This window comes from Yoonia sp. F2084L, from assembly GCF_023015625.1.
Classification (GTDB): domain Bacteria; phylum Pseudomonadota; class Alphaproteobacteria; order Rhodobacterales; family Rhodobacteraceae; genus Yoonia.
The window spans coordinates 482,645-501,838 of sequence record NZ_JALKAH010000005.1 but is presented as its reverse complement, the minus strand read 5'-3'; the positions used below and the strand labels follow the sequence as shown (position 1 = coordinate 501,838).

The 19,194-nt window shown below is 57.1% G+C and carries 19 protein-coding genes; 15 read left to right on the top strand and 4 right to left on the bottom strand.

The features are described from left to right. Window positions 1–35: 35 nt before the first annotated feature. The 7 genes from puhB to MWU60_RS16485 all read left to right on the top strand — a co-directional run bounded on the left by puhB (window position 36) and on the right by MWU60_RS16485 (window position 5,164). Window positions 36–674 carry a photosynthetic complex putative assembly protein PuhB gene (gene puhB, locus MWU60_RS16515; protein WP_247228481.1) on the top strand — a complete coding sequence of 213 codons (639 nt, stop codon included), beginning with the start codon at window positions 36–38 and terminating at the stop codon, window positions 672–674. Between the two features lie 6 nt (window positions 675–680). Then, window positions 681–1,139 (top strand): photosynthetic complex assembly protein PuhC, encoded by a 459-nt coding sequence (puhC, locus tag MWU60_RS16510; RefSeq protein ID WP_247228480.1) that lies wholly within the window; start codon window positions 681–683, stop codon window positions 1,137–1,139. A 49-nt stretch (window positions 1,140–1,188) separates the two neighbouring features. Next, window positions 1,189–1,485: a hypothetical protein gene (locus MWU60_RS16505; protein ID WP_247228479.1), complete on the top strand. Its 297-nt coding sequence runs from the start codon at window positions 1,189–1,191 to the stop codon at window positions 1,483–1,485. Beyond that, window positions 1,482–2,600 (top strand): magnesium-protoporphyrin IX monomethyl ester (oxidative) cyclase, encoded by a 1,119-nt coding sequence (gene acsF / locus MWU60_RS16500; RefSeq protein ID WP_247228478.1) that lies wholly within the window; start codon window positions 1,482–1,484, stop codon window positions 2,598–2,600. Before MWU60_RS16505 ends, acsF begins: the two co-directional genes overlap by 4 nt. Then, complete coding sequence (gene puhE / locus MWU60_RS16495) at window positions 2,600–3,385, top strand: putative photosynthetic complex assembly protein PuhE (RefSeq protein ID WP_247228477.1); 786 nt, start codon at window positions 2,600–2,602, stop codon at window positions 3,383–3,385. The genes acsF and puhE overlap by 1 nt, the downstream gene beginning before the upstream one ends. Before the next feature lie 5 nt (window positions 3,386–3,390). Continuing rightward, entirely contained in the window at window positions 3,391–4,605 is a 1,215-nt protein-coding gene (gene hemA, locus MWU60_RS16490; RefSeq protein ID WP_247228476.1) for a 5-aminolevulinate synthase, read from the top strand. Window positions 4,606–4,717: 112 nt separating this feature from the next. Beyond that, window positions 4,718–5,164 carry a c-type cytochrome gene (locus tag MWU60_RS16485; protein WP_247228475.1) on the top strand — a complete coding sequence of 149 codons (447 nt, stop codon included), beginning with the start codon at window positions 4,718–4,720 and terminating at the stop codon, window positions 5,162–5,164. A gap of 50 nt (window positions 5,165–5,214) precedes the next feature. On the opposite strand, the gene bchO is transcribed toward MWU60_RS16485, so the two are convergent. The 4 genes from bchO to crtA are packed head-to-tail and all read right to left on the bottom strand — an operon-like array spanning window position 5,215 to window position 9,388. Next, on the bottom strand, window positions 5,215–6,060 hold the full coding sequence (gene bchO, locus MWU60_RS16480; RefSeq protein WP_247228474.1) for an alpha/beta fold hydrolase BchO: 846 nt from the start codon (window positions 6,058–6,060) through the stop codon (window positions 5,215–5,217). Further along, entirely contained in the window at window positions 6,060–7,691 is a 1,632-nt protein-coding gene (locus MWU60_RS16475) for a magnesium chelatase subunit D (RefSeq protein WP_247228473.1), read from the bottom strand. Before MWU60_RS16475 ends, bchO begins: the two co-directional genes overlap by 1 nt. Beyond that, complete coding sequence (gene bchI / locus MWU60_RS16470) at window positions 7,684–8,685, bottom strand: magnesium chelatase ATPase subunit I (RefSeq protein WP_247228472.1); 1,002 nt, start codon at window positions 8,683–8,685, stop codon at window positions 7,684–7,686. The genes MWU60_RS16475 and bchI overlap by 8 nt, the downstream gene beginning before the upstream one ends. 1 nt (window position 8,686) lies before the next feature. Continuing rightward, the gene (gene crtA / locus MWU60_RS16465; protein ID WP_247228471.1) at window positions 8,687–9,388 is read right to left on the bottom strand and encodes a spheroidene monooxygenase; all 702 of its coding nucleotides are present in this window, start codon (window positions 9,386–9,388) and stop codon (window positions 8,687–8,689) included. A gap of 108 nt (window positions 9,389–9,496) precedes the next feature. Here crtA and MWU60_RS16460 point away from each other — a divergent pair, with 108 nt between their 5' ends. The 8 genes from MWU60_RS16460 (at window position 9,497) to MWU60_RS16425 (ending at window position 19,191) form a co-directional block, all read left to right on the top strand. After that, window positions 9,497–11,035, top strand: coding sequence for a phytoene desaturase (locus MWU60_RS16460; protein WP_247228470.1), 1,539 nt, complete (start codon window positions 9,497–9,499; stop codon window positions 11,033–11,035). Next, entirely contained in the window at window positions 11,032–12,054 is a 1,023-nt protein-coding gene (gene crtB, locus MWU60_RS16455) for a 15-cis-phytoene synthase (RefSeq protein WP_247228469.1), read from the top strand. Before MWU60_RS16460 ends, crtB begins: the two co-directional genes overlap by 4 nt. 31 nt (window positions 12,055–12,085) lie before the next feature. Continuing rightward, on the top strand, window positions 12,086–12,565 hold the full coding sequence (locus MWU60_RS16450) for a TspO/MBR family protein (protein ID WP_247228468.1): 480 nt from the start codon (window positions 12,086–12,088) through the stop codon (window positions 12,563–12,565). A 42-nt stretch (window positions 12,566–12,607) separates the two neighbouring features. Further along, window positions 12,608–14,407, top strand: coding sequence for an adenine deaminase (gene ade, locus MWU60_RS16445; protein WP_247228467.1), 1,800 nt, complete (start codon window positions 12,608–12,610; stop codon window positions 14,405–14,407). Next, window positions 14,404–15,885, top strand: coding sequence for an AMP nucleosidase (locus MWU60_RS16440; protein ID WP_247228466.1), 1,482 nt, complete (start codon window positions 14,404–14,406; stop codon window positions 15,883–15,885). The genes ade and MWU60_RS16440 overlap by 4 nt, the downstream gene beginning before the upstream one ends. 133 nt (window positions 15,886–16,018) lie before the next feature. Continuing rightward, window positions 16,019–16,309: an HU family DNA-binding protein gene (locus MWU60_RS16435; RefSeq protein WP_247228465.1), complete on the top strand. Its 291-nt coding sequence runs from the start codon at window positions 16,019–16,021 to the stop codon at window positions 16,307–16,309. Between the two features lie 228 nt (window positions 16,310–16,537). Continuing rightward, entirely contained in the window at window positions 16,538–17,836 is a 1,299-nt protein-coding gene (locus tag MWU60_RS16430) for a hypothetical protein (protein ID WP_247228464.1), read from the top strand. Further along, on the top strand, window positions 17,833–19,191 hold the full coding sequence (locus tag MWU60_RS16425) for an insulinase family protein (RefSeq protein ID WP_247228463.1): 1,359 nt from the start codon (window positions 17,833–17,835) through the stop codon (window positions 19,189–19,191). The genes MWU60_RS16430 and MWU60_RS16425 overlap by 4 nt, the downstream gene beginning before the upstream one ends. Window positions 19,192–19,194 lie beyond the last annotated feature (3 nt).

Sequence of the window (19,194 nt, the reverse complement as noted above, 5' to 3'; positions counted from 1 at the left end):
CCGGGGTCACAACGACAAACGCGAGGGAACACGCCATGAGCCATGACGACTTTAACTTTGAACCCATCCGGGGCCTGCCAGAGCAATTGCCCGAGGGGGAACACATCTTGTGGCAGGGCGCCCCCGATCCGCGGCGTCTTGCGCGCGAAGCATTGGGCGTCCGGTGGATCATGGGGTACTTCGTACTCTTGGCGTTCTGGCGCGTGGGTGTTTCATCCGCAGAATTGCCCTTCAGCGTGGCGATTTTGCATGGTTTGCCGTTCATTGTGTCCGGCTTGCTTGCCAGCGGGATCCTTTACGGGATCGCCTACATGCAGGCCCGCTCAACCGTCTACACTTTGACGAACAAGCGCGTGGCGATGCGAATTGGTGCCGCACTCACCATGACACTGAACCTGCCTTACACGTGGATCGGGACTGCAAAACTGGACCTGAAACCATCCGGTCATGGCACATTGGCGTTTGAGCTGATTGGCGAAACCCGGATTTCATACCTGATGTCCTGGCCGCATGTCCGGCCGTGGCGCATGGCGCGGACCCAGCCCGCGCTACGCTGCATCCCGGATGCCGAAAACGTCGCCCGTCTCTTTGCCGAAGCGGCAGAGACCCGGATTTCCGAACCACGTGTGACGCGTGTTGATCAACCAGACGGCACCGCCGTCGCAGCGGAGTAACGGACCATGTCTCAGCTAGAACAACAGATGCGCCACCGGGACCGCGAAATGGTCCCACGCTTTTTGGTGCAGGCCATGTTTGCCTTGATGGCAGCAAGCCTTGCCATTGTGGCCTATGCGCAATGGTTCGATGTTCCAAACCGGGGTGTTCTGCAAGAAGCGCCCGTCGTGCAATCGCTTGAGATTGTTATGGAAGGTGATCGGATGGGCACCTACACTGTCACCACTTTGGATGGGGCGCAGATCGCGTCCTCAGCTGATCATAAGGCTGGATTTCTGGGCGTCATCGGTCGCGTCATTGACCGCGAACGCTTTGTGCATGACCTGTCGGGCAATGCCCCCATTACCGTGGTGCGTCGTGAAAACGGCAATATCGCCATCCTTGATGACACCACCGATTTGCGTGTTGAGCTGATCGGATATGGCAAAGATAACGTCGCAGCCTTTGCCAAGCTGCTTGATTGAAACCGCGCAGGGGTTAGCCGCCCCAGCGCCAGTGTGAAAGGGAACTCACATGGGACTATTTACAAGAGAGAAAGAAACCGCGCCTTGCACGGTGACGATCTCGCATCGCTTTGAAGAACTGTCTGCGCATGTCCGGCTGGACAATGGTGCCGTTATCAATCCGGGTGACACAGTGCAGGTTCAGGGCCCCGAGATTATGGCCGCCTTTGGCGAAATGGTTGAAGAGCAGCGCACTGCTGTGATCACCCGTGCCAGCAAGATCGAGCAGATGTGGACCCGCGCCACCGGCGATCTGGAGTTCATGGAACTGTGCGAGTTCTCATTCAGCGAAGAGGTGCTGTCATGAACATGCATTCATCCAATGCCGCCACCGCAGAGGAAGCCATTGCCGCGCAAGAGGCCCTGCCGCCACTGACCAACGAAGAAGCAACGCAGGTTGCTATGTCCAACACATTGCTGACGCCGCGCTTCTACACCACCGATTTTGACGAGATGGACGCGATTGATGTCACACCTGTTCGTAAGGACTGGGATGTCTTGATCGCCGCGATGAAAGCGGACCCTAACAAGGGGCACTTTAAGAAGAACGAAGATTGGGACAATGTTGATTGGGACGGGATGGAGCCTGCGCTGAAGGCGGAATTCATCGACTTTCTGATCTCAAGCTGTACCGCCGAATTCTCTGGTTGCGTGCTTTACAAAGAAATGAAGCGTCGCGGTGCCAATAAAGACATCACTGAACTATTTGGACTGATGGCCCGTGATGAGGCCCGGCACGCTGGTTTCATCAATGACGCTCTGCGCGAAGCGGGCATTGCGGTCAATCTTGGCTTCCTGACGCAGGCCAAGAAATACACGTATTTCCGCCCCAAGTTCATCTATTACGCGACTTACCTGTCTGAAAAGATCGGCTATGCCCGCTACATCACAATTTTCCGCCATCTGGAAAAACATCCCGAGCATCGGTTCCACCCAATCTTCAAGTGGTTCCGCGAGTGGTGCAATGATGAGTTTTCGCATGGCGAAGCATTTGCCTTGCTGTTGAAAACCGATCCGCAACTGACCGAAAGCCGCATGAACAAGCTGTGGATCAAGTTTTTCCTGACAGCCGTCTTTTCGACCATGTGGGTCCGCGATCACCAGCGGCCAGAGTTCCACAAAGCGCTGGGCGTTGATCCCAAATGGTACGGCCAAGAGGTGTTCCGCGTCACGTCAGAGATCACCACGCAGGTGTTCCCTATGACGCTCGACATCAACCACCCGCGTTGGGAGCCTACTTTGAACCGGATGCAGGACGCTAATGTGCAGATCGCAGCAGGCCGCAAGCAAGGTGGCGTCAGCGGTTGGGTCAAGCGGATGGCAGGATCTGCCAAGGCCGGTTTTGCCTTTGTTTCGCTTCTGACAATCCCGGTTCACAAGAACGCTGTGCCTGAAAGCCCACGGTTGGAGCCTGCTTACTAATGACCTCGCCCTGGATCGCATCGCTGATTGCTATTTTCGTCTGGTGGTTTTCCACCGGGGCGATCTTGGTGGCGGTGCGTCGGGCGGATCGCTTGGGCACCCATGGGATGACGGTGTTCATGGGCCTGCCCTTGTTGGCACTGGGCGTCTGGGCCGTTGCCGCATCGTTGAATGATGCCAGCGTCGTCGGCGCTTACATTGGGTTTGCTGGCGCATTGGCGATTTGGGGCTGGATTGAACTGGCATTTTTGGCCGGTGTGATCACTGGCCCCATGCGCGATGAATGTCCGCCTGGCTTGTCCGGGCGCGATAGGTTTTTTCGCGCGTTTCAAACAGTGGCCTATCACGAGCTGGCGCTGACCATGGGCCTTTGGGGCTTGGTCATTGCATCAGATGGGGCGGAAAACAGAATTGCGATGGCGACTTATCTGGTCCTTTTCCTTGCCCGTATTTCGGCAAAGCTGAACCTGTTTTACGGGGTGCCACGGATCAACACTGAATTCGTGCCGGACAAGCTTTCTCATCTCAAATCATATTTCCGGCGCGGTCCGGTGACGCTGGCTTTCCCGGCGGCGATTACGATTTTGACCGCGCTTTTGGCGGTCTGCGCTGAACGGCTTTGGACCGCCGGATCGGACGTGACCGTTGTGGGCTTTGCCCTGCTGACGGCAATGGCGGGGCTTGCCTTGCTTGAACACTGGCTGATGGTGGTACCGCTGCCCGATGCGAAACTCTGGCGTTGGATGCTTCCGGCGCAAAAATCGATGACTAAAGAAGAAAGATAAGCGCGATGGATTTTGACGCCCTATTCAATGAACAATTGACGCAATTGAAAGACGACGGAAACTATCGTTATTTCGCAGAGTTAGAGCGGCAGTGCGGCAAATTCCCCCGCGCGGCCAACCATGACGAAGATGGTGTGCGCGATGTCACCGTTTGGTGTTCCAATGACTATCTTGGCATGGGCCAGCACCCCAAGGTGATCGAGGCGATGTGCGAAGCAGTTGAACGCACCGGCACCGGCGCAGGTGGGACCCGCAACATCTCTGGCACCAACCATGATCACCTTCTTTTGGAAGCAGAGTTGGCAGATCTGCACGGTAAGGAAGCGGCGCTGTTGTTCACCTCTGGCTACGTGTCCAACTGGGCCGCACTCAGCACGCTGGGCAGCCGTCTGCACGGTTGCGTTATCCTGTCGGACGCAGGCAACCACGCTTCTATGATCGAGGGTATCCGCCATAGCCGCGCGCAGAAGGTCATCTGGAAACACAATGACGTACACGATCTGGAAATGAAGCTGCGCTGTTTGCCCGCTGATGTGCCAAAGATCGTTGCTTTTGAAAGCGTCTACTCGATGGATGGCGATATCGCCCCCATTAAGGAAATCGTCGAAGTCGCTGAAAAATATGGTGCCATGACATACCTGGACGAGGTACACGCCGTTGGCATGTATGGCCCGCGCGGTGGTGGTGTTAGCGAACGCGAAGGGCTGGCAGATCGGATCACGCTTATCGAAGGCACTTTGGGCAAAGCTTTCGGCGTTGTCGGCGGCTATATCACCGGATCAGCGGCGCTTTGTGACTTTATCCGCAGTTTTGCGTCCGGGTTTATCTTTACAACGGCACTGCCACCGGCGGTTGCAGCAGCGGCGCGGACATCCATCGCATATCTCAAGCAATCCGAGTTCGAGCGCGCCCAACAGCGCCGCCAGGTGGCGCGCTTGCGCGCATCACTGGATCGCGAAGGCATTCCGCACATGGAGAACGAAAGCCATATCGTTCCGGTCATGATTGGTGACCCGGTTAAGACTCGTATGTTGGCCGATTATCTGATGCGCGAATGGGATATTTATGTGCAACCCATCAATTATCCAACGGTTCCGAAGGGAACTGAGCGGTTGCGGTTCACACCATCGCCCCTTCATACTGATGCTGATATTGATCATCTTATCAATGCTTTAAGGGTTTTGTGGAGACAGTGTGCTTTGGCGCATGCGGTGGCATAACGCCAATCACGCATTCTTTTGCATACAGGGGTGGACCGCCCCGTTTCCCGCGTTACATTACAGATCGACTGGGGCGAACGGTCACCGAAATTAGATCGAAGAGGATACGATCATGAAGAAGTTTACAATCGCAGCAGCTTTTGCTGTCCTTTCCGCACCCGCATTTGCTGATGGCCATGCGTCTTCCCAAGGCGACGTTGCCTCTGGCGAAGAACAGTTCAACCGCCAGTGTGTGGCGTGCCACGTTGTTGCTGACGCCTCGGGTGAGGTGCTCGCAGGCCGTAACGCCCGCACAGGTCCAAACCTTTACGCTATCGCAGGTCGCACAATGGGTTCTGTTGAAGACTTCCGTTACAGCGACGCGCTGATCGAACTTGGCGAGGCAGAAACCGTTTGGACCGAAGAAGCTTTCGTTGGCTACGTTCAGGATCCGACAGGGTGGTTGCGTGAAACACTCGACAACCGCCGTGCGCGCGGCAAGATGGCCTATCAGGTCCGTCAGGAAGAACAGGCCTATGACCTGTATGCTTACCTCGCGACATTTGTTGCGGAAGAATAGGCAACCGCATCACTGATTTATGGGCCGTCAGAGGAAACTCTGGCGGCCCTTTACGTTTTTATGATCAGGCGTGCCAAGGTTTCCGGGTCTTCCTCATGCGCCAGATGTCCTAACCCGGCCAATTCGGTCAGTTCTGCGTTCGGTAACAGGCCTGCCGCATCTCTGCTGACGTGAGGCGGGACCGCCTTGTCTGCCATTCCGGTTATCAGATGCACGGGTACATCAATCTTATCCAGCCGTGCCAACAATCCATCCAATGACCACTGCGCCATCATCGACAGCGTCGCATCCACATGGCCCCGGTCCGTCGCCAACCGATAATAAAAATCCAGCCCTTCCGGATCGAGCTTTGATCCCGTGCCCTGCACCAGACCCCGCACACTGCTGCGCGTGGTTGTACTGGCAAAAATCCCAGCACTAAAGGGTGTGACGGCCAAGGCCTTGGCCATCATGGGGAACAGCCATCCTGCAACGCCTTTGAAATTCCCAAGCGCTGCATTGATGCCCACAATGCCATTGTTCATTTGCATCCCAAGTTCCCACATGCGCAGGGCGACCGCCGCACCGGCGGAATGTCCAACCACAACGTCGGGCGTCCATCCCTGGTTCCGACACAGCGCCAGTAGATCCTCGGCCATATGATCCAGCCCGCAGCGTTGCTGGGCGCCGAGTTGCGTAAACCCTTGCCCCGGCAAATCAACGGCGACAACGTGATGGGTTTGGGCCAGCAGGGGAAACAGGCCCCGGAAACTCTGTGTGGCACCGCCCGCGCCATGGATCAGCAAGATCAGCGGCCCTTCCCCGTGTTCCTGAATATGCCAACGATGGGGACGGTGCAGAACGCGCCGCGAATAGGCCGTCAGAGGCCAGTCCTTGGTATCGTCCGGCCAGCGCATCAGTCGCCCAACGCGGTGGCGACTGATTTCGAAAGTCGTTCCGCATCGGCGCGTGGCAGCGGCAAATAAGCGGCGTCCAGTGTTTGCGCTAGGTTGCGCAATGCGGGCTCTGGCCTGTTACCAGTGTCGATGACGATCGCGTCGGTCTTATGGGCACGCAGCACGCGGGCGATTTGTTGGGCGTCTGTCGCGGCTTGTTTGCGATCAGCCCGTCCATCAAGCGCGATATTGGCGCGCCCATCGGTAAGGATTGCAATCGTTGGGGTCAAACCGCGTCTGGTGGCTTTGGTTGCCTGCTCAAACGCGGTCAACATGCCAGCAGCAAGTGGCGTGCCACCACCGCCCGGTAGCGCGGCAAGCCGACGCTTTGTCTGAACAAGCGAACGCGTTGGTGGTAGCAGCAGTTCTGCTTCCGTCCCACGAAACGCCACTAACGCGACATGATCTCGGCGGGCGTACGCCTGGGCCAGCAATAATTCCACCGCACCTTTTGCCTCGGCCAACCGTGTCAGGGCTGACGACCCGGATGCATCAACCGTAAAGATCAACAGCCTGTCAGACTTTTCCTCGAACCGCTTGATCCGAATGTCGGCAGGTCTGATCTGCAAGCCCTCACGCCCCGTCGCGTCGCGCCTGATCGTTTGCCACGGGGCCGCTGCCCGCAATGTGCCGATAATATCAATCCGCGCACCATCGCTGATCCGTCCCGCCCGTGACGGCAAGGGTCGGCCACGCCGGTTGCCTTTGCGCGCCGCACCCGTGCCATTGCCCCGACCCGCACGGGCTTTTTGGGCTGCCAGTTGATCAAGCAGATTGTCAGGCAAGAGTGCGCGGACTGCGTCCAAAAGCAGCTCATCCGGCAGATCAAGGGTTTCGTCGGAATTGCTGTCGTCGCTTTGATCGGGTGGCGGTGCTGGTGGGTCTTCCTGCGTTTGCGGTTCGGGAATACGGGTCGCACGGTGCGCCAGTGTCAGCGCGCAGGCGATTTCAACATCATCCAAGGTTACGCGATCATGGCCATGCAGTGCCGCAAGCGCCCGCGCGGTACGGATCGCAAATAGCGGTGCGCGCATGCTGTCGATGCCAAGCTCTTCTGAGATGCGGGTGATCTGCACAATGATTTTAGGCCGTACTTCTATTTCCCGCAAATGGACCGTCGATTTGAACGTCTGTGTGGGGACTTCAGTATCAGCCAAACTGCAATCAGACAGATCAACATGAAAAGCCAAACGTTCTGCCAATTTTGGGTTTAGACATTCGTCAGGTTCCACCCCTTCGTCCAGCGCGATAAGATAATGCTGATCACCTTTGTCCAAAGCAACAGCCAGACGGGCGGCAAGGCCGGTTGTTGTACGCTCTGCCATTGCCAAGACCAGCGGGCCGGGGGTAGCGAGAAGCCCTTTTTCCTGCACCAAATGCCCGCTTGCCAAAGTAGCAGACAGATCAAGCCCGCCAAAAAGGGCCTCATCTGAAATGGCCGGGTGCAAGCGCCGTGCGGTCGGTTCAATAAGCCGGGTCAGCCTGTCGCGCACCGGGCCGACGCGCGCCCGAATGCAAATGCCTCCAAGCCCCGGATCAAGCCGCAGTAGCTGCAATGCAAGCGTCGCGTGGGTCCAGCTTTGACTAGCCAAGGACTTCTTCCACCGTGCGGGCGACGCGTGTGCCGCTGCCAGCCTCGTCCAACGGATCGCGGCGCAGGCGATGGCGCAGGGCCATCGGGGCTACCTCGCGGACATGCGCACGGGTCAGTGCCGTGTCATCGCGCCAAGCGGCATAGGCGCGAGCGGCTTTCAACAGCGTCAATTCACCGCGCAACCCGTCAGAGCCCAGCGCAAGGCAGAGTTCCGCCACATCTGTCAGCGTTTTTTCCGGTGTTTTGAGCTTCGCAAGGGCCTTGCGTGCCTTCAAAACCCGGTCGCGAATGGCGGCGTCTTCGGCTTGCCACCGCAGCATGAAGGCGGCGTTATCATTTTCAAACGCATCGCGGCGTTTGATCACTTCGACGCGGGTTTCGACCTCTTTGGGCGAGGCGACTTCAACCGATAGACCGAAACGATCCAACAGTTGCGGGCGCAGTTCGCCCTCCTCAGGGTTGCCTGATCCAACCAGTACAAACCGTGCCGGGTGGCGGATCGAAAGCCCTTCGCGTTCAACCACGTTTTCGCCGGACTGCGCCACGTCGAGCAACAGATCAACGATATGATCTTCAAGCAGGTTCACTTCGTCGATGTATAGATAGCCGCGATTGGCACGCGCCAGCAAACCGGGTTGAAAGGCCTTTTCACCCTTGGTCAGCGCCTTTTCGATATCCAGCGCGCCGGTTACCCGATCCTCGGTCGCGCCGAGGGGCAGATCGACAACAGGCGTGGGCATGTCTTGTGCGCGTTTGGCGGACACGTTGGCCCATTCGGGGACATCTTTCGCCTTTGCGCTGTTGATTGGGCAGCCTTTGATCGCTTTGATCGGCGGCAACAATGCGGCCAACGCCCGTACCGCAGTCGATTTACCTGTTCCCCGGTCGCCAAACACCAAAACGCCACCGATGCTGGCGTCAATCGCGGTCAGGATCATCGCTTGTTTCATCTCGTCCTGGCCGACGATGGCAGAGAATGGAAAAGGGTGCATCTTATGTGGCCTCAAGTTTGGCTAAGGGTGAGGTGCCGTTCCATGTGCCCCGGTCGGAGTGCACGGCAAAACGGGCATAAAGTTCTTCGCGAAACCAGCCTTCGTCGCGGACAGCGCGAATAGCCTCTGCGTGTGGTCCAGTGCGGGCGAAACCGGCCATCGCTTTTTCAGATGGCCAGATGGAAAATGTGACTTGGTGCAGCATCGGCACTTCGCCAATGCCGATCTTGAAGGCGACGTTTGGGTCCTTTCCGATCATCTCAGAGATATTCGGCACGCGGCCCCAGAACCGCTTCAGGATGCGGGGTTTGATCGTTGCGCGGGTCAGTGCGGCTAATGGGCCAGCGGTTTCGGCTGTTGTGGGTTCAAAAGGCGTTTGCCCGGACCATTCCCCGCGCGCCGTCTGCGTTTGCAGGAAAACGGTCCAATTCTCAGCCGCGCGTTTCTGGTAGGTCGCAAAGATACCCGACTGCGTGCGTGCACGCGCGGTTTCCGCATCAGGCCAAGTCGCAAGGATCGCATAGACGGCGGTGTTGGGCACGGGGGTGAACCCTTCGCCTGTGCCTGATCCGCACAGCTTCCAAAATCCAATGTCAGGGGTTCGCGCCAGCGGTAATCTTGCTCCGCCCATCATCGTTAACGCCCACGCACGGGCCAGCGGCCCGGCGAAGCGGAAGAAAGACAAGCTGACAGTTTGCGTCACGGTTCTGACCTCATGGTCGTGTCAACTAATCCTGACATATTGGGCCAGACTTGGGAAGATGTTGACATAAGAATTGTCAACTTGTGTTTACACTACTACTGTTAGGCTATGATTACAGACCATCAGAATGATTCAAACGCCGCAATCGTCATTGGTGCGGGGCTTGGCGGCCTTGCAGCGGCTATGCGGTTAGGTGCAAAGGGCTATGCCGTAACGGTTTTGGACCGTTTGGATAAGCCAGGCGGTCGTGGGTCATCTGTGACCCAAGATGGCCACCGATTCGACCTTGGGCCGACGATTATCACGGTGCCGCAGGTGTATGAGGAATTATGGGCCGCCTGTGGGCGCGATTTTCACAAAGATATCGACCTGCGCCCGATGGACCCATTTTACGAAGTCCGCTGGCAGGATGGGTCCACGTTCACGGCCCGTCAGGATACAGACGCGATGTTGGCAGAGGTCGCGCGTCTCAGCCCGCGCGATGTGAAGGGCTATCAGCGATTCCTCAAGGATAGCGAGGCCCGCTATGTTGTGGGCTTCGAAGGTATGGTCGCCAAACCGATGCACCGTCTTTGGGAAACCATCAAGGTCCTGCCACTCTTTGCGATGCTGCGTGCGGATCGGTCGATCCTTGGGCTGGCAAAGGCGCGTGTGAAAGATCCCCGTTTGCGAATGGCCTTGTCGTTCCACCCGCTGTTTATCGGGGGCGACCCGATGCATGTGACGTCGATGTATGCGCTTGTCGCCTACCTCGAAAAGGAATTCGGCGTGCACTACGCGATGGGCGGTGTGCAGCAGATCGCCAAGGCGATGACCGATGTGATCCGCTCGCAGGGCGGGCAGGTCCGGCAGGGTGTTGAGGTCGATGAAATCCTTGTCGAACAGGGTGCTGCCAAGGGCGTCAAACTGACGAATTCAGAGACTATTCCAGCGGAACTTGTGGTCAGTAACGCGGATGCGGGGCATACCTATCAACGCCTTTTGCGCAATGCGCCGCGCAAGCGCTGGACGGATAAAAAGCTGAAATCGCGCCGGTGGTCGATGGGCCTGTTTGTCTGGTATTTTGGCACCAAGGGCACTGCAAAGATGTGGCCTGACGTGGGCCATCACACGATCACAAACGCGCCCCGCTATGAAGGCCTGCTGAAAGATATCTTTATCAAGGGCAAATTGTCTGATGATATGAGCCTTTATATCCATCGCCCCGCAAAGACCGACCCAAGCGTCGCCCCTGCTGGTGATGACACGTTTTATGTTTTGTCCCCTGTCCCGCATCTGGGCTTTGATGATCCAGTGGATTGGCAGAAAGAGGCCGAGATTTATAAGGCCAAAGTGCAGGCTGAGGTCGAAAATACCATGCCGGGCTTTGCAGACTACATCAGTACCGAGATGGTCCTCACTCCCGAGGATTTCCGCGACCGCTATCTGTCGCCCAATGGATCCGGCTTTTCGATCGAACCGCGTATCCTGCAATCTGCGTGGTTCCGGCCTCATAACGTGAGCGAAGAGGCCAAGGGTCTTTATCTGGTGGGCGCTGGTACGCACCCCGGCGCAGGCGTGCCCGGGGTGATTTCCAGTGCAGAGGTGCTGGCCAAGATGGTGCCCGATGCGCCCGTCATGCCTGAAATGAAGGTAGCTGCCGAATGATCCGCTCTGACGACCTTGACCATTGCCGCGAGGCGATCCGCCACGGGTCGTTATCGTTTCACGCGGCGTCCAAGCTGTTGCCCGCCAAGGTCCGCGATCCTGCCTTGGCCCTCTATGCCTTTTGCCGTCTGGCAGATGATGAGGTGGATGAGGGTGACTATCAGGCCGGTGCGGTGTTCCGCCTGCAAGAGCGTCTGGATGCGGCCTATGCTGGCAAGCCCAAGAATGCGCCAGAGGACCGGGCCTTTGCCGCGATCATCGAAGATTTTGACATGCCGCGCGCCTTGCCAGAGGCCTTGCTAGAGGGTCTTGCATGGGACGCAGCAGAGCATCGTTATGACAGTTTAAGCGGTGTGAGAGACTATTCCGCCCGTGTTGCCAGCGCGGTGGGCGCAATGATGTGCGTGCTGATGCGCGTGCGTGACCCGGACGCTTTGGCGCGCGCCTGTGATCTTGGCGTGGCGATGCAGTTGACCAATATCGCCCGCGATGTGGGTGAAGATGCCCGGATGGGGCGGATTTATCTGCCGCTGGATTGGCTGGCCGAGGCCGGGATTGATCCACTGAATTTTGTGCGTGAACCGCTGCCAACGGATGATGTCCGCCGCATGGTCAAACGGCTGTTGGCTGAGGCCGACAGGCTTTATCGCCGATCAGAGGCGGGTATCAACGTGCTGCCTTTGCAGGCGCGCACTGGGATTTGGGCGGCGCGTTTGATCTATGCGGGCATTGGTACACAGTTGAAACGGCAGGGATACGACAGCATCTCAATGCGTGCGCGCACATCTTCGCGGCAAAAGCTGGGGTGGCTGACGCAGGCGGGGGGGTACACGCTGACGTCTTTAGTCATGCCGAAATCACCAGTTGTTTATGCAAAGCCGTTGCCAGAAGTTGCGTTTTTGGTCGATGCAGCCAGTCGCGCGCGACCTGATCCAAGCCGTTCAAGCACTGTCCTTGATATTCTGGCCGAACTGAAGGCACGCGAAGCAGAGATTGGAACTGACCGTCCGATGGCTTAGGTGTTATGGGAACCTTGAAAGGGTCCCATAAATGGATATCTGGCTGTTTCTTATCTTCCTTGCCGCAACCTTCGGCGCCGCCGCTACAGGAGCGCTGTTTCCGACGGGTGAGTGGTACAAAAGCCTGAATAAGCCCTGGTGGACACCGCCAAACTGGCTTTTCCCGGTCGCTTGGACCTCGATTTATCTGCTCATTGCATTCGCTGGTGCGCGGGTTGCTGTCTTGGATGGCAATGCCTATGCCATGGCCTTTTGGGCGATGCAGATCGCATTCAACGCGCTTTGGACACCTGTGTTTTTTGGGCTACGCAACATCAAGGCATCGATTCCAATCATGGGCTGCCTTTGGGTTGCAGTCTTTGGCGCGACATTGACCCATTGGCAGTTGGACATGTGGGCCGGGCTGGCATTTGCCCCTTATCTTGTGTGGGTTACTGTCGCCGCCGCCCTGAACATTGCCATGGTGCGGCTGAATCCGGACCAAAAGGCGTTGCAACTCCAAGACCTCTGACACCCCCCTTGAACGTCCCCCAAATCGGTGAAACCATTGGGGATGGAAACGCATTTCAAATCATGGGCCGCCGTTGCCCCCCGTTTGGTGGCCGTTGCCGCCGGGCGCGAAAAGGCCGATTTGGTCATTCGCGGTGGCAAGCTGGTCAATGTGCAAACCCGCGAAATTCTCGATGGCTGGCAGGTGGCGGTCGCAGAGGGGCGGTTTGCCTACATTGGCCCTGATGCGTCGCATTGCGTTGGTGATGAGACGCGCGTGATTGAAGCGGAAAGCCGCTATCTAATACCCGGCCTATGCGATGGGCATATGCATATCGAAAGCGGAATGCTGACCCCTGCCGAGTTCGCCGCCGCCGTGATCCCGCATGGCACCACGACGATGTTCACCGACCCGCATGAGATTGCCAATGTGCTGGGCCTGCGCGGCGTGCGTATGATGCATGACGAGGCGCTGATGCAGCCCGTCAATATCTATACCCAAATGCCGTCCTGCGCGCCTTCCGCTCCCGGTTTGGAAACAACCGGGTTTGAGATTTCGGCTGAGGATGTGGCCGAAGCGATGGCGTGGCCCGGCATCATCGGATTGGGCGAGATGATGAACTTTCCCGGCGTTATCAATGGCGATCCACAAATGCTGGCAGAGATGGCAGCGACCATGAATGCAGGAAAAACCGTTGGCGGACATTATGCGTCGCCTGATAAAGGCGTCGCATTTTCGGCTTATGTCGCTGGTGGCGCCGCTGACGATCATGAAGGCACGGCAGAGGCTGACGCAATTGCCCGCGTGCGCAACGGGATGCGGTCGATGATGCGGCTTGGGTCGGCGTGGTACGATGTCGAAAGCCAGATTACAGCCGTGACTGAGAAGGGCCTTGATCCGCGCAATTTCATTCTGTGCACCGACGACTGCCACTCTGGTACGCTGGTGAACGAAGGGCATATGAACCGTGTTGTCCGTCATGCGATTGCGTGCGGCTGTGATCCTGTGGTTGCGTTGCAAATGGCGACGATCAATACGGCTACGCATTTTGGGCTGGAGCGCGAGATCGGGTCGATTGCGCCGGGACGGCGGGCGGATATGATCCTGACCTCAGATCTGGTGACGCTGCCGATTGAGGAGGTCATCGCGCGTGGGCAGACCGTGGCAAAGGACGGCAAGATCACGGTGGAATGTCCACATTACGATTGGCCCGCTGATGCCCGCGAAACCGTGCATATGGGCAAGGTGTTGGATGATGCTGACTTTGCGATCAATGCGCCCGAAGGCAAGAATAAGGTAAAAGCGAAGGTCATCGGCGTTGTTGAAAACCAAGCACCGACCGAGGCTTTGACAGCTGAGCTGCCTGTTGTTGATGGGTTGGTTGAAGGCGAAGGTGACACCTATCAGATTGCTCTGGTGGAACGACATCAAGGGACGGGCAAGGTCGTGAACGGCTTTGTCTCGGGCTTTGGCTACACTGGCAAAATGGCGATGGCCTCGACCGTCGCCCATGATAGCCACCATATGATCGTCGTTGGAACAGATCGGGCGATGATGGCTGCTGCGGCAAACCGTCTTGGCGAGGTTGGCGGCGGTGTAACCGTCTGGAAAGACGGCGAAGAGCTGGCGCTGGTAGAATTGCCAATCGCGGGCCTGATGTCTGACAGCCCCGCAGCGCAGGTCGCGGCTAAAGCCGATCAGATGGTCGCCGCAATGGCGGCCTGCGGCTGCACATTGAATAACGCCTATATGCAGCATTCGCTGTTGGCACTTGTCGTCATCCCATCGCTACGGATCTCTGACCTGGGGTTGGTCGATGTCGATAAGTTTGAAATCACCGATATATTTGAGGAAAACGCATGAATATAGCCCAAGAGGTGTCAATCCGGACACCTGATATCCCAAAACCTGAAAGCTTTACGGACGCAAAAAAAGCGGTGGAACGGTTGCAAGAGCTTTACGCCACCGCAGTAAAGTTCTTGTCCGAGAATTTTTCAGCTGCGCTGACAAACGGTCAGCCTGAAACACGGGTGCGTGCATTTTATCCCGAAATCCGCCTGACAACGACGACTTATGCTAAGACCGACACGCGTTTGTCTTTCGGTCATGTGGCTGAACCGGGTGTGTATGCGACGACGATCACCCGGCCTGACTTGTTTGCGTCCTATCTGGAACAGCAGATTGGTTTGCTGCTTGAAAGCCATGGTGTCCCGGTTGTCATTGGTGCTTCCAGCACTGAAATGCCGGTGCATTTTGCAGCCGCCAATGATCCGGGGCTGACGGTGCCGCATGATGGGTCGATGGAATTTAACCTGCGCGACAACTTTGATGTGCCGGACCTGAGCACCACGCACGACAATATCGTAAACGGCGAGGCGTTTACCTATCCCGACGGTGCGCGGCCTTTGGCCCCTTTCACGGCACAGCGTGTCGATTATTCGCTCGCGCGATTGGCGCATTATACGGCGACCGCGGCAGAGCATTTTCAGAACCATGTACTGTTCACCAACTATCAGTTCTACGTCGAAGAGTTCGAGGCTTACGCCCGTCATATGCTGGCCGATCCAGACAGCGGCTACACCAGTTTTGTCAGCACAGGGAATGTTGAAATTACGGATGCCGATGCGCCGATCCCGGTTCCGGGTAAGCTGCCGCAGATGCCGACCTATCACCTGAAGCGTGCCAACGGCAGTGGGATCACTTTGGTGAATATCGGGGTGGGGCCGTCGAACGCGAAGACCGCGACCGACCATATCGCCGTGCTGCGCCCGCATGCTTGGCTGATGGTGGGTCACTGCGCTGGGCTGCGTAATTCGCAACGGCTGGGTGATTTTGTGCTCGCACATGCCTACCTGCGTGAAGATCACGTGTTGGATGATGACCTGCCCGTCTGGGTGCCGATCCCCGCGCTAGCCGAAATTCAGATCGCGCTGGAAACGGCTGTCGCAGATGTGACCGAACTTGAGGGCTATGAACTCAAGCGGATCATGCGGACCGGTACGGTGGCCACTATCGACAACCGCAACTGGGAACTGCGTGAACAGGCGGGGCCGGTGCAGCGCCTTTCGCAATCGCGCGCCATTGCGCTGGATATGGAAAGTGCGACGATTGCGGCCAACGGTTTCCGGTTCCGGGTGCCTTATGGGACGCTGTTGTGCGTCAGTGACAAACCTCTGCATGGTGAGCTGAAACTGCCCGGCATGGCCTCGGATTTCTATAAAACGCAGGTCGCCGCGCATTTGATGATCGGTATTCGGGCCATGGAACGGCTGCGCGAAATGCCGCTGGAACGCATCCATAGCCGGAAATTACGCAGTTTTGAGGAGACAGCCTTCCTCTGAATGGCCAAAAAACGCAAAAAGTGGCGCTTTTTCCCTTGTAAACCTACACTAATCATTGTGGTCTGACACAACATACCGTTAAATGCGCGGGTAATAGGCCCCACTGCTGGGGTGAATGAGGGAGACCAGGATAATGGCTACAAAACCAATGACAAAAGCGCAGCTTGTTGCTGCATTGGCCGATGAAACAGGCATGGACAAGAAAGCTGCGGGTTCCGCACTGGACGCCGTGACTGGCATCATCACCAAAGAAGTATCCGGCGGCGGCGCTGTGACACTTCCCGGTGTTGGCAAAATCTACTGCCGCGAGCGCCCAGAGCGCATGGTGCGCAACCCGGCCACAGGTGAGCAGATCAAGAAAGACGCCGACAAGGTTGTCAAAATGACGATCGCCAAAGCGCTGAAAGACAGCGTGAACGGCTAAGCCATCGCGGCCTTCGGGCCGGATGCATAGTTATCGAAGGGTCGTCCGAAAGGGCGGCCCTTTTTCGTAAGAGACGCCTATGAATTATGCGCCAGCCTTTTCTGGTTGGGCGGATTGTCGCAGATCAGCATGCAACCAAAGGGACGCCCGATATTCGCGTTGCATGATGTGATGTCAGGAGGCACCATTAAGTTGTATTTTGGCCGTCTGGGCGGAGGCTTTTCTGAGTTGAGCAGTACATTCAAAGCGGCTGTTTTCGTGGCTGCTTTCGCGGCGGTCGCGGTTACCTATTCCACATGGCAAGAGCAGGCAAAGGCAAGCAGCGGCGTTATTGTCGCTGAAACGCAAGCCTCTGATGTGACCGCCTATCTGGTCTGGCCAAACCCGCCTGCCGCCCCCGGTCTTGCGCATTATGTTGAACATCTGGCTTGGGCAAATGCCATGGGCGGGCAAGAGCGGCGTCTTGATAACCACTCCAACGCATGGACCAGCGGGTACGCGATTGGCTATTGGCTGTCAGGGCGGCCTGATGATTTGCCCGATGTGCTGCAACAGTTGCTTAACACTGCACAGCCGCTCACCGTTGATCCGATCTTTGCGGGCGGCGAGCGTGATGTGCTGATGCGCGAGTATGATTTTCGGCTGGGCAACAACATAGACATGCAAGCGGCTGAACGCATGGATGCGTTTCTATATGAGGGCAACCAAATCGCGACATCCGTGATCGGCAGCCGGGACGATATCACCGCGCTGACCTACGATGACGCGCGCGCCTTTCATGCCAAGACCCACACGCTTGATGCGGCGACCCTTGTTGTTGTTGGGGACGTGTCACGCAGGCAGGTTAGCCGGGCGCTGCGCAATATCGGGCATCCCGAAGACGATTTTGGCACAGCTGGCGTAACCCCCGTGCCTTTTTCGCTGGCGGTGCCAGAAACCGCGTATTTTCGCTTTCCAAAAGAAAACGCTGCCCCGCGCGTGCAGTTTCGCAGGGTTGTTCCGTTAGACGCGCCGATGGATTTTGATCTGCTAGAGGTTCACGCGATCCTTTTGCGCAACATTCTGGATGCGAACGTGCCCGGCGGATTGGCTGGACCCTTACGGTTTGACGCTGCATTTGCCCGCAGCTTTCAGGTCAGCATTTGGCCGCTGGATGAGCAGCATGTCGAACTTTTCGTCACTGCCGAGCCTGATCGGGGTGTTACCCTTAAGGCGCTGAGTGATGAGATTGAGAACGTGCTGCAAACTATCGCCGCTGACGGCATTCCCATTGGCAGTTATCGCCGACTAAAGGACCGTTTTGAGGGGTTCTGGCCGAATTGGACGGATGAAGGTGACACACAAAGCTGGATGGCGGATTATACTCTAGAGCGGGTATCAAGCTTGCGGCGTCCGCTTCCACCAACATCTGTGCGCGGTATGCAGGGCCAGATATCTGCTGAAGTGGTGAACATGTTGATGGATGCGCTTGGCGCGCAGGGCCGCACGGCCATCACATTCATTGGACCGGAAAGGACATTCGAATGATCAGAATAGTGATTGCACTCGCTGTTAGTCTATTGGTTGCTGGATGTCAGGAAGACGGCCCATCCTTTAGCACGCAAACCACCGAAGGTGAGATGGATTATACGCTGATCCAGTCACCGGGCAGCGACTATATCTCGATCCAGGTCGCATGGCCGACCGATTGGGCCGGGCGAGCGGATGTTAATCAGGCAGCCCCGCGCACAGCGATTGACCTGATGCTTGCCGGTGGTGCGACGGGTTTTCCACCGGGTGAAGTGGTTGAGCTGTTCGCGGATTTGGATGCAGAGGCTTATCTTGATGTGACTGTTGATCATGTTTTGGGCCAACTGACCTTTCCGCCAGAGCATCTTTACCAAGTGCTGGAGGTCGCCAATGCGCATCTGGCCAGCCCCACCTTTGACGAAAGCTGGTTCGCCCGCGTTCGTGATGGCTTTGAACAAAACGTGGTAGAATCCCGTGCGCAGGATCAGTTTCTGGCCTTTGAAGCGGTGCGCTGGGCGGTTTTCGGCGAACAACCGATTCGCAATGCACTATCCATGGATGAGCCGGGCTTGTTCGAAAATCTGAAGCTTGAGGATGTACGGCAATGGCATGCAGAGTTCATCACCAACGCACCACAGACCGTCGTTGTCGTTGGCGATACTGACGCGGAAACAGCGGGGACAGCCGTTGATCTGCTATTCGCGTCGCTGCCAGATCCCGGGGACATCGCGCCTGCGCCTTTTGCCGCAGACTTTACCCCCCTTCGCATCTTGCTGCACAGGCCAGACGCGCAGGCGACCACCTTGGGCTTTGTCGGTCAGGTGCCACCCACGCGCATGGGTCAGGAATTTGAAGATTTGATGCTGCTTGACGCTTTGGGGCAGGGTGATCAAAGCGTCTTGTTCAATGCGGTCAGAACAGAATTGCGGGCGAGCTATGGTTTCTCAGTCGGTTTTGCCAATTATTCGCGTGAGGATCGCATCTTTTACATGACCGGTGAGGTCGAAGGCAGCAAATTGGCTGACGCAGAAAGGGTAATCCGCGAAGCTTATGACGCGTTTCGCGCAGATGGGCCAAGTGGGTCCGTCGCCGACCGCAAAGTGCCCTACAACGAGTATTTTTCAGATATCTGGGAATACGTCGTAGATCAGGGGCAAATGGAAATCCAAAGCGTGCTGGATGGCTATCCCGTGGGCCGCTCGCTCGATATCCTGGGGGAAGTCGAAAGCGTATCGGCCGACACCCTTGCCGAACGGTTGACCACCGCGTTTCCACCTGCGTCCGATCTGATCATGGTTGCCGTATCACCAGATGCCGATGCATTGCCCGGTGCATGCGTTATCACAGCCCCACAAGAGGCGATGGATTGCTGACCT

Excerpts from the sequence above, each read along its gene's own strand:
- puhB (WP_247228481.1), top strand. The coding sequence starts at position 36 with ATGAGCCATGACGACTTTAACTTTGAACCCATCCGGGGCCTGCCAGAG.
- puhC (WP_247228480.1), top strand. The coding sequence starts at position 681 with ATGTCTCAGCTAGAACAACAGATGCGCCACCGGGACCGCGAAATGGTC.
- MWU60_RS16505 (WP_247228479.1), top strand. The coding sequence starts at position 1,189 with ATGGGACTATTTACAAGAGAGAAAGAAACCGCGCCTTGCACGGTGACG.
- acsF (WP_247228478.1), top strand. The coding sequence starts at position 1,482 with ATGAACATGCATTCATCCAATGCCGCCACCGCAGAGGAAGCCATTGCC.
- puhE (WP_247228477.1), top strand. The coding sequence starts at position 2,600 with ATGACCTCGCCCTGGATCGCATCGCTGATTGCTATTTTCGTCTGGTGG.
- hemA (WP_247228476.1), top strand. The coding sequence starts at position 3,391 with ATGGATTTTGACGCCCTATTCAATGAACAATTGACGCAATTGAAAGAC.
- MWU60_RS16485 (WP_247228475.1), top strand. The coding sequence starts at position 4,718 with ATGAAGAAGTTTACAATCGCAGCAGCTTTTGCTGTCCTTTCCGCACCC.
- bchO (WP_247228474.1), bottom strand. The coding sequence starts at position 6,060 with ATGCGCTGGCCGGACGATACCAAGGACTGGCCTCTGACGGCCTATTCG.
- bchI (WP_247228472.1), bottom strand. The coding sequence starts at position 8,685 with ATGCACCCTTTTCCATTCTCTGCCATCGTCGGCCAGGACGAGATGAAA.
- MWU60_RS16460 (WP_247228470.1), top strand. The coding sequence starts at position 9,497 with ATGATTACAGACCATCAGAATGATTCAAACGCCGCAATCGTCATTGGT.
- crtB (WP_247228469.1), top strand. The coding sequence starts at position 11,032 with ATGATCCGCTCTGACGACCTTGACCATTGCCGCGAGGCGATCCGCCAC.
- MWU60_RS16450 (WP_247228468.1), top strand. The coding sequence starts at position 12,086 with ATGGATATCTGGCTGTTTCTTATCTTCCTTGCCGCAACCTTCGGCGCC.
- ade (WP_247228467.1), top strand. The coding sequence starts at position 12,608 with ATGGAAACGCATTTCAAATCATGGGCCGCCGTTGCCCCCCGTTTGGTG.
- MWU60_RS16440 (WP_247228466.1), top strand. The coding sequence starts at position 14,404 with ATGAATATAGCCCAAGAGGTGTCAATCCGGACACCTGATATCCCAAAA.
- MWU60_RS16435 (WP_247228465.1), top strand. The coding sequence starts at position 16,019 with ATGGCTACAAAACCAATGACAAAAGCGCAGCTTGTTGCTGCATTGGCC.
- MWU60_RS16425 (WP_247228463.1), top strand. The coding sequence starts at position 17,833 with ATGATCAGAATAGTGATTGCACTCGCTGTTAGTCTATTGGTTGCTGGA.